This window comes from Sphingorhabdus sp. EL138, assembly GCF_945882965.1.
GTDB lineage: Bacteria > Pseudomonadota > Alphaproteobacteria > Sphingomonadales > Sphingomonadaceae > Sphingorhabdus_B.
Map to the genome: position 1 here is coordinate 18,354 of NZ_CAMCWY010000015.1, position 14,081 is coordinate 32,434.

At 57.4% G+C, this 14,081-nt stretch carries 13 protein-coding genes; 8 read left to right on the top strand and 5 right to left on the bottom strand.

Annotation, left to right across the window (positions count from 1 at the left end):
- The first annotated feature begins 7 nt into the window (after window positions 1-7).
- The gene (locus tag Q0N43_RS07970) at window positions 8-421 is read left to right on the top strand and encodes a polymer-forming cytoskeletal protein (RefSeq protein ID WP_295445024.1); all 414 of its coding nucleotides are present in this window, start codon (window positions 8-10) and stop codon (window positions 419-421) included.
- Between the two features lie 1,110 nt (window positions 422-1,531).
- Here the strand turns inward: Q0N43_RS07970 and Q0N43_RS07975 are convergent.
- The 4 genes from Q0N43_RS07975 to tldD form a co-directional block, all read right to left on the bottom strand.
- Window positions 1,532-3,022 (bottom strand): ammonium transporter, encoded by a 1,491-nt coding sequence (locus tag Q0N43_RS07975; RefSeq protein WP_295445027.1) that lies wholly within the window; start codon window positions 3,020-3,022, stop codon window positions 1,532-1,534.
- A 31-nt stretch (window positions 3,023-3,053) separates the two neighbouring features.
- Entirely contained in the window at window positions 3,054-3,392 is a 339-nt protein-coding gene (locus tag Q0N43_RS07980) for a P-II family nitrogen regulator (RefSeq protein ID WP_295445030.1), read from the bottom strand.
- 185 nt (window positions 3,393-3,577) lie between these two features.
- The gene (locus Q0N43_RS07985) at window positions 3,578-4,282 is read right to left on the bottom strand and encodes an endonuclease/exonuclease/phosphatase family protein (RefSeq protein WP_295445033.1); all 705 of its coding nucleotides are present in this window, start codon (window positions 4,280-4,282) and stop codon (window positions 3,578-3,580) included.
- A gap of 57 nt (window positions 4,283-4,339) precedes the next feature.
- On the bottom strand, window positions 4,340-5,767 hold the full coding sequence (gene tldD / locus Q0N43_RS07990; protein WP_295445036.1) for a metalloprotease TldD: 1,428 nt from the start codon (window positions 5,765-5,767) through the stop codon (window positions 4,340-4,342).
- 279 nt (window positions 5,768-6,046) lie between these two features.
- On the opposite strand from tldD, the gene tgt reads away from it, so the two are divergent.
- From tgt to Q0N43_RS08025, 7 genes are all read left to right on the top strand, one after another.
- Window positions 6,047-7,174, top strand: coding sequence for a tRNA guanosine(34) transglycosylase Tgt (gene tgt / locus Q0N43_RS07995; protein WP_295445039.1), 1,128 nt, complete (start codon window positions 6,047-6,049; stop codon window positions 7,172-7,174).
- A gap of 142 nt (window positions 7,175-7,316) precedes the next feature.
- Window positions 7,317-10,001, top strand: a complete 2,685-nt coding sequence (gene glnE, locus Q0N43_RS08000) for a bifunctional [glutamate--ammonia ligase]-adenylyl-L-tyrosine phosphorylase/[glutamate--ammonia-ligase] adenylyltransferase (protein WP_295445042.1) — start codon at window positions 7,317-7,319, stop codon at window positions 9,999-10,001.
- A gap of 14 nt (window positions 10,002-10,015) precedes the next feature.
- A complete protein-coding gene (locus tag Q0N43_RS08005; RefSeq protein ID WP_295445045.1) occupies window positions 10,016-10,474 on the top strand; it encodes a peroxiredoxin in 459 nt (152 codons plus the stop codon).
- Between the two features lie 444 nt (window positions 10,475-10,918).
- The gene (locus Q0N43_RS08010) at window positions 10,919-11,659 is read left to right on the top strand and encodes a M23 family metallopeptidase (RefSeq protein ID WP_295445048.1); all 741 of its coding nucleotides are present in this window, start codon (window positions 10,919-10,921) and stop codon (window positions 11,657-11,659) included.
- 123 nt (window positions 11,660-11,782) lie between these two features.
- A complete protein-coding gene (locus Q0N43_RS08015) occupies window positions 11,783-12,118 on the top strand; it encodes an iron-sulfur cluster assembly accessory protein (RefSeq protein ID WP_295445051.1) in 336 nt (111 codons plus the stop codon).
- A gap of 190 nt (window positions 12,119-12,308) precedes the next feature.
- Window positions 12,309-13,082: an exodeoxyribonuclease III gene (gene xth / locus Q0N43_RS08020; protein ID WP_295445054.1), complete on the top strand. Its 774-nt coding sequence runs from the start codon at window positions 12,309-12,311 to the stop codon at window positions 13,080-13,082.
- A 62-nt stretch (window positions 13,083-13,144) separates the two neighbouring features.
- Window positions 13,145-13,495 (top strand): hypothetical protein, encoded by a 351-nt coding sequence (locus Q0N43_RS08025; RefSeq protein WP_295445057.1) that lies wholly within the window; start codon window positions 13,145-13,147, stop codon window positions 13,493-13,495.
- Here Q0N43_RS08025 and Q0N43_RS08030 read toward each other — a convergent pair.
- Window positions 13,492-14,016 carry a TetR/AcrR family transcriptional regulator gene (locus Q0N43_RS08030; protein WP_295445060.1) on the bottom strand — a complete coding sequence of 175 codons (525 nt, stop codon included), beginning with the start codon at window positions 14,014-14,016 and terminating at the stop codon, window positions 13,492-13,494. The genes Q0N43_RS08025 and Q0N43_RS08030 overlap by 4 nt on opposite strands.
- Window positions 14,017-14,081 lie beyond the last annotated feature (65 nt).

Consider the following 14,081-nt stretch of genomic DNA (forward strand, 5'->3'; position numbering starts at 1 on the left):
TGCAAACGTGCGCAACAATTCAGTTCACACATTCTCGATTATTGCATCCGACGTCGAAATCATCGGCAATGTGTCGGCGCGAGTCGACCTTCATATCGATGGTAAGGTGCAAGGCGACGTAACCTGCGGTAATTTGGTGCAGGGCGAAGGCAGCTTTATCGCAGGCAACGTCACTGCCGAATCGGCCAAGCTTTCGGGCCATGTCGAAGGTTTGATCGAAGCCAATGACCTCGTCATCGAATCGTCCGCGCGTATCAAAGGCGACGTGGTCTACAGCAACCTGACCATCGCACCCGGCGGCCAGGTTGTAGGAAAGTTCAGCAACAAGTCCACGGCCAAGCCAAGCATATCAGGCGCACCGGTCAATGTCGGCAAGGGTGCTGATCCCTTTATCCTAACAATGGATGCCAAAGTCGCGTAAATGGGGATTGCCCTAAGGTTCAAGGCGGGAGCGCAGGCTTTAGAGGTGTCTCGCCTTCGCGCGACACGAACGGCTTTTATCTTTGCGCAAATCCTCTGCGTCCCCTGCGCCTCTGCGTGCAAAATAGATTCACGCAGAGGCGCAGAGAGAGGGAAGGTAAACATTCCCCACACTCGTCATTCTAAACGTGTTTCACCTTCGGTGACTGTCGTTCCAGAATCCATCGAGCAGCATGCCCTGCGCCAGAATTAACAAACGGACCCTGAACCAAGTTCAGGGTGACGGAGTGCGCAGCAACCCCATAATTTCCAACACGCGTAACATTATTTCCTACAAAATTGGGGCGCGTATGAACGCATAGAAAAAAGGGACGGCCGACGCGGAAGCGCTGGTGCTGCTTCCGGCTGATGGCGTTGGTTGATCAAGGCTCGTTTGTTCCATCAGTCTAATTCTAGGAGCCGCCTTTATCTTGGCTGGGCTGCTTTCCTTGGGGGTGAAGGTTCCTAAAGACCCCAAGGCCGTCCATAACAGACGGGGCGGATTGCGCCGCCACACCCAGCCGCTTGTGCGCTGTTCAGAGCTTGATGCAACAGGCCCTTTTGAGAGGCTGAAGCAAGCACCCTATCGCGCCGGCCGTGCCAGCGAGTTCCCCCGACAGCGTTCCCATCATTCCGACCCACGTTCTAGACCGCGGCCTGACTGACGCGAATCAGATAACCCATCTGGTTATTTGTAGGAAAGCGTTTTTTTGTGCGGCGGAGGAATGGTGTCGTTGCGAGTGACAAGCGGATAGCATGCGCGACCCCTCAAACCCCTGTCATCCTGATCTTGTTTGACCGATGGTCACTTCGTTCCAGGATCCATTTATCCGTTCTAGCTCAGAGCCCGCTGCACGATGGACCCTGGAACGACAGTCACCGAAGGTGAAACAAGTTCAGGGTGACGAGGTGGGAGGATTACGGCCCGCACCTGTTCGCACCGCATAAAAAAGGCCCGGACCATCGCGGGTCCGGGCCATGAGTTGGATGTTCGCGGGAGGAACATCGGGAGGTGGCGGGGCGTAAAAGGGAGAGGAAAAAACGCCCCGCCACCAAGCGGCGAATTTTAGATTTAGTAGTTGTAAGCGCGCTCGCCATGCTCGGTAAGGTCAAGGCCTTCACGTTCGGCGTCTTCCGTTGGACGCAGGCCCATGGTCATTTTCAGGCCATAGAACAGGACGGCGGAGACCACAGCGGTCCACAAGACCGTCGTACCCACGGCCCAAGCCTGAGCCATCACCTGACCAGCCATGTCATATTCGCCCGGGATGGCGGGGAAGACCGTGTAGTCGATCCAGCCCTGACCACCCAATGCGGGGTCAGCGACAATGCCGGTGGCGATCGCGCCGACAATACCGCCGATGCCGTGAACACCGAAGACATCCAGCGTATCGTCATATTTAAGCTTGTTCTTCACATAAGCGACAAAGACGTAGCAGAGACCCGATGCCGCAGAGCCAAGCAGGATGGAGGTCATTGGCGCTGCAAATCCGCTGGCTGGCGTGATTGCAACCAGACCAGCAACAGCGCCGGTAACCGCACCCAGAAGCGAAGGTTTACCATGGTGGAACTGTTCAATCAGGCACCATGCAACCGCAGCAGCAGCAGTCGCAACAAAGGTGTTGATGAATGCAAGGGCAGCAAGGCCATTGGCTTCCAAATTGGAGCCAGCGTTAAAGCCGAACCAGCCCACCCAAAGCAAAGATGCACCAATCATAGTCATGGTCATTGAGTGCGGCGGAGTTGCTTCTTTGCCATGGCCGACGCGCTTGCCAATGATGAGGCAGCCAACAAGCCCTGCGATACCGGCATTGATGTGAACGACAGTACCACCTGCAAAGTCAAGTGCACCCCAGCCCCACAGCAGACCCATATCGGTTGGTGCATCAACCAGAAAGTCTGGTCCGGCCCAATACCATACCATATGTGCGATCGGGAAATAGGCGAAGGTGAGCCACAATACCGTAAAGATCATCAATGGTGCGAATTTGATACGCTCCGCAAAGGCCCCGACGATCAACGCCGGCGTGATGCAGGCAAAGGTCATCTGGAACACTACAAAGGCATATTCGGGGATGTACACATTGTTGCTGAACGTTGCCGCATAGGTCGTGGTGTCGACGCCCTGAAGGAATATCTTCGAGAAGCCGCCGATGTAGGCATTGCCGCTGGTGAACGCCATCGAGTAACCATAAGAAACCCAGACCAAAGCCGCGACCGATACGATCATGAACACCTGCATCAACAGGCTCAGCATATTCTTTGTGCGGACAAGGCCGCCATAGAACAACGCGAGCGCCGGGATCGACATCAGCAATACCAAGGCGGAGCTAATCAGCATCCAGCTTGTATCGCCCTTGTCGACCATGCCCGCCATTTGTTCAACCGTTGGCGCCTTGATCGGGCCGTCGGCAACAGCGACAGCGGCCGCAACTTCGGCTACAGCAGCGCCAGCCGCTGCTGCGCCGTCGGCTGCTTTCTCCACAGCCTCCTGCGCGAAGGCGGGCAAAGCGGCAAACAATGTTGCCCCCGCCGCACCCAAAAATTTCAGTGTCTTTGACATTATCTGGTTCCCCTAGCTTGATTTCACCGCGTCAAAGCGCAGTTTCGTTGGTGTCGCCGGTGCGGATGCGTAACGCACCAGCGAGATCGAATTCGAAAATTTTGCCATCGCCAATCGCCCCGGTTTCTGCGGCATGCTGAATGGCCTCAATGACCGCAGGGGCTTGATCGGATGCACATGCAACCTCGATTTTGACCTTGGGCACCATGTTGGTTGCATATTCGGCACCACGGTAAATTTCGGTCTGACCCTTCTGCCGGCCAAAGCCTTTGACCTCAGTCACAGTCATGCCCGACACGCCCAAAGCTGTGAGCGCCTCGCGCACCGGATCCAGCTTGTGCGGTTTAATCACAGCGATAATATATTTCATACAGCCCCCCCGATGGTTGTGCAGTTCGATGGTTGTGCACTGCAATATGCAAACGCCGTGCCAGAAACCAAAAAGCACGCAAAAGCATCGATATTCGGATATTTGGGGCGTGATGCCGCGCGACGTGCAGGCAGTATATGCCTATTATTTAATCAGTCATTTTTAGCTGCACAATATTTAGGCAATTATCCAATCTTTAGGCTTGCCCACAACGGCAGATGATCCGACGCCTGCTTTGACAAAGCCGAAATATGGCAATCGGCGGCGCGCACCGTCACCTCATGGCTGACGATGATGCGATCAAGCCGGGCGACGGGGCGCGCGGTATGAAAGCTGTTGGGCGTTTGCACCAACCGGTGATGGTGAAAGACAAGCTCACTCAGCGCGCCTTTGTCCGACCATTGGTTGAAATCGCCCATCATCACCGTTGGCATATGAAGCGGTTTGGCATCAATCGCGGCGAGCAAGGCGCGAATTTGCTTGCGCCGCCATAGCCCCGACAGATCGAGATGCACGCCAATTACGCGCAAGCTATGCCCGTGCACCGACAGCTCCGCCATCACCGCCCCGCGCGGTTCCAGCGTTGGCATGTCGACCTGCTGCGCATGGCGCACCTCAATGCCCTTGCGCACCAAAATCGCATTGCCGTGCCAACCCAGCGCCGCCATATGGACATTCAGCATTACCGGCACATAAGGCGTCTCCGCCGCCAACATCGCCAGCGGCAACGCGCTCACCCGCGCACCAAAGCGGCGGTCCACCTCTTGCAACGCAACGATATCTGCGTCGATTTCATTGAGCACGGACAATATGCGCGCCGGATCACGGCGTTGATCAAGCCCCACCGCCTTGCGAATATTATAGGTCGCAACCTTGATCGCGTGGTTCATATCCGGATCATGCGGTTAGTTCGGCCATAGCGCCATTCTGGGCCAGATATGCGCCGATCAACCCGCCGTTCCGCCCACCGTCAGCGCGCTCACTAAAGTCGTGGGTTGCCCGACGCCCGCAGGCACGCTTTGCCCCGCCTTGCCGCAAACGCCGACGCCTTCATCAAGCGCCATGTCATTGCCAAGACCGATGATCTTGTTCAACGCAGTTGGACCATCGCCGATCAGGGTCGCACCCTTGATCGGGTCGCCAAGCTTGCCGTTCTTGACCAAATAGGCCTCGGTGCAGCTAAACACGAACTTGCCTGACACGATATCGACTTGGCCGCCGCCAAAGCTTTTGGCGAAAATGCCGTTTTTGACGCGGCTTAAAAGCTCGGCTGGATCATCATTGCCGCTGCGCATGAAGGTGTTGGTCATGCGCGGCATCGGTGCATGGGCAAAGCTTTCGCGGCGGCCATTGCCGGTGGGCTCCACACCCATCAGGCGGGCATTCATGCGGTCCTGCATATAGGCGCGCAAGATGCCGTCTTCGATAAGGACATTCTCCTGAGTCGGCGTGCCTTCATCATCAATCGACAGCGATCCGCGCCGGTTCTGCATCGTCCCATCGTCGACCACAGTAACGCCGGGCGCGGCAACGCGCTGCCCAATTTTGCCGGAAAAGGCGCTGCTGCCCTTGCGGTTGAAATCGCCTTCCAAGCCATGGCCAACCGCCTCATGCAACAACACGCCGGGCCAGCCGGGGCCAAGCAACACGGTCATTTCGCCAGCGGGCGCAGCGACCGAACACAGGTTCGTCAGCGCCTGCGCCAGGGCGACGTCAATGGCATGTTCCCATTCATGCGCTTCAAACAATTTATCGTACAGATAGCGCCCGCCAAAACCATAGCTCCCGGTTTCGCGGCGTTCGCCATCTTGCGCGACGATGGCGACATTGAGGCGGACCAAGGGTCGGACGTCGGTGGCGACAAAACCATCAGCGCGGACAATTTCAACCACGCTCCAGCTAGCCGACAGGCCCACGCTGACTTGTGCCACGCGCGGGTCACGCGCGCGCGCGGCGGCGTCGATTTGCTGACACAAAGCAACCTTTTGGGCAAAGGGCACCAGCTCCAACGGGTTACCATCGGTGTATAAATGCCGGTTGTTCTGGCGCGGTGGCGGCGCGGGCTGATCCTTGGCCGGATCAAGCAACTTCAGCGTCTCACCCGCACGGCGAATCGCGGCCTCGCTTATGTCATTGGCGTGGCTGAACCCAGTCATCTCGCCCGAAACCCCGCGCAGGCCAAAGCCCGAGCCCGTCGAATAATCCGCCATTTTCAAGCGGCCATCGTCAAAGCCAAAGCTCTCGGTCGCGCTATATTGGAGATAGAGCTCGCCATCATCGCACGCCTTCAGCGCGTCCCGCGTAATGCGCTGCGCGGCGTCAGGGTCAAGCAGGCCGGGTTGATAGAGATAGGAACGTGGGTCAGTGTAAGTCATTGGACCTATATGGGGCGGTGCGGCGACGGTTGAAAGGATAATTTGTGTTTGTGCGCACCAAAATCTCCCCATCGACTTGCGATGGGGAGATGGCAGTCGAAGCGTTTAGCTTCGAATGACGGAGGTGCCTCTTAACGTTGAAAACTCCTCCGTCACGCTTCCACTGCGTTCCAGCGCGCCACCTCCCCATCGCAAGTCGATGAGGAGGATTGTACGTCTTCCGCTCCTCCAAACGCAAAGTTGGTTTTCTCAAACGCAATACCCTCCTAAAGCCTCCGCATGACCACGCGATTCCAGTTTTCGATTTCCGCCACCGATGGCAAGGCCCGCACCGGCAGCATTCTCATGCTGCGGGGCGAAATTCGTACGCCTGCGTTCATGCCCGTGGGCACTGCTGCGACCGTGAAGGCTATGCGCCCTGCCGAAGTACGGGCGACGGGTGCGGACATCATATTGGGCAATACCTATCACCTGATGCTGCGTCCCGGCGCGGAGCGGGTGGCGCGGTTGGGCGGCTTGCATCAATTTTCGGGCTGGGACCGGCCAATCCTGACCGACAGTGGCGGCTATCAGGTGATGAGCCTGTCGGCTTTACGCAAAATCACCGAAGAAGGCGTGTCGTTCCAAAGCCATTTGGACGGGTCAAAACATATGCTGTCGCCCGAACGCTCAATGGAAATCCAGCGTCTATTGGGTTCCGACATTGTCATGGCGTTTGACGAATGCCCCGCCAATGGCGTGTCGCGGGACGCGGCAATCCAATCAATGGAGCTGTCGATGCGCTGGGCAAAGCGTTCGCGCGACGGGTTTGACAGCGGCGGCGACCATGCGGCGCGCGCGGCTTTGTTCGGTATCCAGCAAGGGTCATTGGACGAAGAACTGCGCAAGCGGTCCGCCGATGCGCTGATCGACATTGGCTTTGACGGCTATGCCGTTGGCGGCCTTGCGGTGGGTGAAGGGCAAGAGGCGATGTTCGGTTGTCTCGATTATGCGCCTGACCAATTGCCCGCCGACCGGCCACGTTATTTAATGGGCGCTGGCAAGCCCGACGATCTCGTCGGCGCAGTGGAGCGCGGCATTGATATGTTCGATTGCGTACTGCCCACACGGTCGGGCCGCAACGGCCAAGCCTTTACCCATCATGGCCCGATTAACATCCGCAACGCCAAATTTGCCGAAGACCAAGGGCCGATTGATGACCGCTGCAATTGCCCCGTATGCGCGACATGGACGCGGGCTTATGTCCATCATTTGATCCGTTCGGGCGAGATATTGGGCGCGATGCTGATGACGCAGCACAATCTGCATTATTACCAGATGCTGATGGCCGACATGCGCGCAGCGATATCGCAAGGGCGCTTTGCAGGCTTTGCGAAAGATTTCCGGCGGGATTATTTGGGGCGATGAGCGGGTTTTCTCGCCCGTTCCGTCATTCCCGCGAAAGCGGGGGCAGCGGACAGTCAAAAACCAATCTGTGGCTTCGTCTCTCACACCATCGTCATTCCCGCGTAGGCGGGAATGACGAAGAGTGTGTAGTGGAGGTTAGGTTGTGAGCAACGTCGCAAAAGCCATCGCCCGCACGCAGGCGCATAGCCCGTTTCTCGCCGGACTGATTGACCGCAACGATGACCTTATGCCGCTGATCCACGCAGGCAATTTCGACGATGCGCTTGTCTGCGCCCTTGCCCGCAGTGCAGATTCGGTCGGCACCGCATTGCGTAAACAGCGCCAAGGGGTCGCTTTGGTGACCGCCATTGCGGACTTGTCTGATGTCTGGGACCTGACGCGCGTCACGCACATCCTTTCCGACTTTGCCGACCATGCGCTGGATCAGGCCATCGCCGCTGCGATACAAGAACGTGTGCCGGGTGCGCCTAATCAAGGTTTTGCCGTCATCGCGCTGGGCAAGCATGGCGGGCGGGAGTTGAATTATTCGTCCGACATTGACCCGATATTCCTGTTCGATCCCAAAACCCTGCCCCATCGCGAGCGCGACGATGTGGCCGAGGCGGCGGTGCGTTATGGTAGGCGGGTGATTGAGCTTTTGTCCGCGCTTGACGGGGATGGCTATGTCTTTCGCGTCGACATGCGGTTGCGTCCGTCGCCGGAGGTCAGCCCCATCGTTCTGCCAGTCGAAGCGGCCATCGGCTATTATGAATCGTCCGCCTTGGCGTGGGAGCAGGCTGCCTTTATCCGATCACGGGTGAGTTCCGGCGACCGCGCGCTGGGCGATTATTTCCTAAATGCCATTCAGCCGTTCATCTGGCGCAAATCGCTCGATTTCGGGCAGTTGAAGAATATCAGCGCGATGACGGCGCAAATCCGTGACCATTATGCCAAGGGGCAGAAAATGGGCCTTGGTTTTGACCTGAAACGTGGCCATGGCGGCATAAGAGAATGTGAGTTTTTTGCCCAAGCGCATCAGCTTATCCACGGCGGCCGCGACCCGGCATTGCGCGTGCCAGACACGCGCGCAGCATTGCAGGCGCTGGCGGCGGCTGGACCGATCAGCGCGCAAGAGGCGGAGACCTTGTCCGCGGCTTACACGCAGCTGCGGATATTCGAACATCGCTTGCAAATGCACAGCGACCGGCAAACGCATGAGATACCGCAGAACCGCGAAACCGCCGATGCTGTCGCGGGCTTGCATGGCTTAACCGATGCCGACGCGCTGATTGACGCGATTGCGCCGATCACCGCTTTGGTCGCGGCAATTTATGACCGCATGGTTGATGCAGGGGGCAGCGCAGGGCCCAGATTGGCGGACGAAGGTCTGCCGCTGGAGGAACAGCTCACTGATCTAGGCTATGCGGACCCTGCCGCCGTGATGCAGCGATTGGCCCGCTGGCGTAGTGGCAAAATCCGCGCGATCCGCAGCCCATCGGCGCGTGATGCATTTGAGGCGGTGTTACCCGCGATCATGGCGGCGCTGGCGCAAGTACCCGATTCGGATCGTGCGATTGCGCGCTTCGACAATATGATTGAGGCAATGCCCAGCGCGATTAACGTCTTCCGCCTGTTGGAGGCGCGGCCCGGCCTTGTGCAACTGGTCGCGGATATCTTAAGCTACGCGCCAACTTTGGCCGATGATCTGGGCCGCCAAAGCCGCTATCTCGATGCGTTGATCGATACCAGCGCCATGCATTTGCCCGGCGACGTGTCGGCGTTGCAGGACGCGATGCAGCGCCGGATTGGTAACGCCGATTATCAATCCACCCTCGACATTGTGCGCGATTATGTTGGCGAAAAACGCTTTGCACTGGGCGTGCAGTTGATTGAGGGGCGCAGCGACGCTCTCGCTATAGCGCAAGCGTATGCGCATTTAGCCGAGGCGTCATTGGAGACGCTGACGACCGCAACAGTGACCGAATTTGAAAAGGCACATGGCAAAATACAGGGCGGCGAGCTGCTCATTTTGGCTTTGGGCAGGCTTGGTGGTGAGGCGTTGACGCATGCATCGGACCTCGACATCATCCTGCTATTCACTGGCGATCATCTGGCGGAGTCCGATGGGCCGCGCAGCCTTGGCGCAACGCAATATTTTAACCGATTGGCGCAGCGGGTGATTGCGGCAATGTCCGTGGCAACGGCCTCGGGCGCTTTGTACGAAATTGACACACGCCTTCGACCATCAGGCGCAGATGGGCTATTATGTGCGTCGGTAAAAAGCTTCGACCAATATCAAAGGGAAAATGCATGGACGTGGGAGCATATGGCGCTGACCCGGGCGCGCGTGCTTTTTGGATCAGCGGGCGCGCGAACGCATGTCGCCAAAATCATCCATGACGTTTTGCATACAAAGCGCGACATCCAAAAACTGCGCCATGATATTGCGACGATGCGTAAGGATATGGCCGCGCATAAGCCGCCAAAGGGCGCATTGGATGTAAAGCTGCTGCCCGGCGGATTGGTGGATATGGAGTTCATCATTCACGCGCTTCAGTTGGAAACGCATGACGGCATGCGGCCGCAGCTTGGTCCGGCGATTGACGCGTTAGTGGCGGCGGGGCACCTGCAAGCTGACTTTGCCAAGGCCTTTGCCTTGATGGCGCGGTTGTTGGTGATGGTGCGCCTGATAGCGCCCGATTGCGCAACCCCGCCCGAGGCGGCACAAGTGCTTATTGCGCATAGCTTAGGCTTTGACGATTGGGATGGATTAACGCACGCGCTTAGGGCGTATCGCGGGGTTGTCATTAACCAATGGCAAAGCCTATTTGGCCCACGCGATTTTTGAAAAGGAACGATAATATGACCGATATCAGTGACACGCTGCCCGACGTGACCGTTGCCGATAGTGCCGGTAATGCGGTTAATCTGGCGGCGCTTTCAGGCCCGTTTGTGTTGTATTTCTACCCCAAAGCCGACACGCCGGGTTGCACAAACGAGGCAAAGGATTTTACCGAATTGGCAGCTGAATTCGCGGCGCTGCATTGCCCGGTTTACGGCATGTCAAAGGACAAGCCCGCCAAGCTCGCCAAATTTGCCGCCAAATATGCGCTGGACGTCATATTGCTGTCGGACGAGCTAAGCGATGCCACCGAGCAAATGGGCGCTTGGGTCGAAAAATCGATGTACGGCAAAAGCTATATGGGCATTGACCGGTCAACCTATCTGATCGGCAAGGACGGCAAAGTGGCGCAGATCTGGCGCAAAGTGAAGGTCAAAGAGCATGCGGCCGAGGTTTTAGCGGCGGCGAAGGCTTTATAGGATTGCGCCCCTAAAAGGCCCCTGCGTCATGCGAAGCTAATCGCTTCGGCTCGATGGGGGGGGAAGTTGGGCTACTTATTCTCCCCATCGACTTGCGATGGGGAGGTGGATTGACCGGGCGTCAGCTCGGGCAAACCGGAGTGGCCGCTAAATATATCCATCTATAACGCGCATAGAATCATGTTGATCACCCGCGGCTCTCACTGGAACAAATCAGCGTCGACTGCGTTCGAAGTATCGGTAAACCCGCATTTTGCCAGTCGCTATAGCCTCGATTCAACGACTCAACGCGTTTGAGCGGCGGCTTGTCCCGCGATTATTACACAGATGTTGCATTCGTTTGGGCCATCGGACACCGCCCTCTTCAAAGGGGTGGGCAGAACAACTGCCATTGTCAAACTTCGGTACTGCGCCAGAAACGGTGCGGGTCGCAACAACAAGGTAATGACACACATGGTATCCAGCGCTTTGGCTTCGTGCCAATCACTGATCCTGAGAGCTGCCTCCGCGATTGGCATTTTAGTTGCTGTATCAGCAGCCACACCCGCTATCGCAAATTCAGCCGCCGCTTCATCTGACACGTTCCGCATTTCACCCGAAGATTTGAAGGCCAACCAAACCGCTCTTGGCGTTTCCGACCCTGAATTCCGGGCCTTGAACGACAGCTGGGGCCGCATCAACGGCACTGTTCACAAGGTCGAGGTTGCCGTTCCTTCCATCAACCCTGTCGAGATCATGAAATTCTCCAGTGGTTACGGATATCGCAATGCACCCATACGTGGTGCCAGTCGCAACCACAAGGGCCTGGACATTCCCGGTCCAGTGGGCACACCCATTTTTGCAACCGCAGATGGCACTATTGGCCGCGCCGAATGGGTTGGCGGCTATGGCAAATTTGTTGAAATCAACCACGGCAACGCGGTGCAGACACGTTATGGCCATTTGTCGGCGATGAACGTGACCCCCGGCCAACGCATCCGCAAGGGCGACATTTTGGGCTATATGGGCTCAACTGGCCGCTCCACCGGAAGCCATCTGCATTATGAAGTGCGTATCGCTGGTGAAGCGATCAACCCGATTGCTTTCTTGGCCCCGCAGAAGTCAGACCCGAGTGGCGCAAAATTCTTGCTTGCCTCAAAAACTGCTGATAGCAAAGCTGCTGGCGGTCCTGCTGAAGGTGAGTAAGCGGACAGTCTAACGCATCACCTTTGGGAGAGGGTGTAATCTTGGGGCTGGCATCGGAAACTTTGCCGCCCCTTTTCTTTGCTGGCACTTTCCTTTGGGCCTAGCATGGCTTACATGGATGCTATGACAGACATTGAAGTCATTTTCATGACCCCAAACGCTGCGCGCCGCGTGGCCGAAATCGCGACCAAGTTGGGCAAAGACCCTGTGCTGCGTCTGTCGGTTGAAGGCGGCGGCTGTTCCGGCTTTCAATATCGCTTCGGCTTGGCCGACTCGATTGAGGCCGACGACATTCAGGCGCAGGGCGATGGCGCGTCGCTAGTCATTGACCCCATTAGCCTTGATCTCGTGCGCGGGTCAGCGGTGGACTTCGTAGAATCGCTTGGCGGCAAGAGTTTCAAGGTAACAAACCCGCAAGCCCAAGCCGGTTGCGGCTGTGGATCCAGCTTTTCGGTTTAAGCCGTTCGGTTGCCTGACTTCCTAATCCCACTTTGAACGCCATCCACATCGTCACCCTGAACTTGGTTCAGGGTCCATTTTGCCTCTCATACTCAGTTTTGTGCTCCAGGATGGATGCTGAAACAAGTTCAGCATGACGGTCGGTGAAAAAGTAGGTTCAGCGTGCAGGCGTATTACGCTAGGAGGCATCATGCGTATTGCGACTTACAATATTAACGGCGTCAAGGCGCGCCTGCCCCGATTGCTGGAATGGCTGGAGGAAACGCAGCCCGACATTGCCTGTTTGCAAGAGGTGAAGTCGCAGGATGAGGGCTTTCCCGACGCGGACTTTGAACGCGCCGGTTATGGCGCAATCTGGCATGGGCAAAAGTCGTTCAATGGCGTCGCCATTCTCGCCAAGGGCGCACAGCCAATCGAGGTGCAGCGCACTTTGCCCGGCGATCCGTTGGACGAACATGCGCGCTATTTGGAGGCCGATGTTTTCGGGCTGCGCGTCGCGAGTATTTACCTGCCCAATGGCAACCCGCAACCGGGGCCCAAATTCGACTATAAGCTGGCGTGGATGCAGCGCCTATATGCCCGGGCGGCAGAGTTGCTGGCGGCGGAAATCCCTGCGGTGTTGGCAGGCGATTATAATGTCATACCCCATGCGCATGATATCTGGGCCCCGGCGGCGATGTTGGATGACGCGCTGCGTCAGCCCGAAAGCATTGGCGCTTACCGCGCGTTGCTTGGCCAAGGCTGGACCGACGCGCTGGCCACGCATTATCCGCAAGGCGGGGTGTGGACGTTTTGGGATTTTCAAGCCGGTGCATGGCAACGCGACCATGGCTTTCGCATTGACCATCTCTTGTTAAGCCCAGCCGTTGCCGACCGCCTCAATAGTTGCGGCGTCGACAAGGAACACAGAGGCCGCGAAAAAGCCAGCGACCATGCCCCTACTTGGGTGGAGCTGACGGACTAAAACAGTCATTGTAGCGCTCGCTACATTTGTTATGATGTTGCTCCAGTTTCAGGAGCCAAACCATGACCTTGTTCCGCATATTTCTCATCACCATCATTGCCATTGTCGGCGTCTACACCGCCATCGTCATCGCCAATCATGGCATGGGGCTGTATCCGATATTTTTCGGCGACATCGCGGATATGACATGGCCGGGGCAGTTTAATCTCGACTTTTTGTGCTTCCTCATCATGTCCGGTGTCTGGGTCGCATGGCGGCACGCATTTTCGGTGAGCGGGCTGGTCTTAGGATTTGCGGCGTTCAACCTTGGCGCGCCGTTTCTGGCGGCCTATCTGCTGATCGAAAGCGTCCGAAATAAAGGCGACAGCGCAGCCATATTGTTGGGCAAAGCACGGGCGGCAAACCGGCGTTAAAGCGCCTTGGCGTTGACGTCATCAAGACCAATGCTTTTGAGGAACAGCATGCCTTCCATGCTGACCAGCAGGCGCGCGGCATCCACCTCCAACTGCGCCGCGCTATCCGCCTTCAACTGCATTTTGCCCCAGTCCAGAAAACCACGGCCAATCTGTTCGCCGACGCCGCGATAATAGGCGTCGCCCATTGCCGCGCGCGCCGCAACCTGAAGCCAGATGCGCATATAAGGCCATAACGCATCCTCAAACAAAAGCTGCGCCAACTGGCGGCGTAGATCCTCCAGCGGCAATGGATCAGGCGCGGTCCGGTCGGATATCCGCCCCACCAACCGCGCCGAGATTTGCTCCAGCACCGCTGTGATAATTGCGGCCTTATCGGTAAAATAATAGAGCAGCATCCGGTCACTCGTCCCCGCCGCCTTGGCCAATGGACGCAGGCTCGCCGCCGACAATCCCTCTGCTAAGACATAATCGGTCAATCGCTGAATAATCTCGGCGCGGCGGGTGTTGGTTTTGGTCACCAGCGCAGCATAGCGCATTGCGCCCGCGCGGCAAAGCCAGTGCTGGCAACTAGACAGCGCGCGCC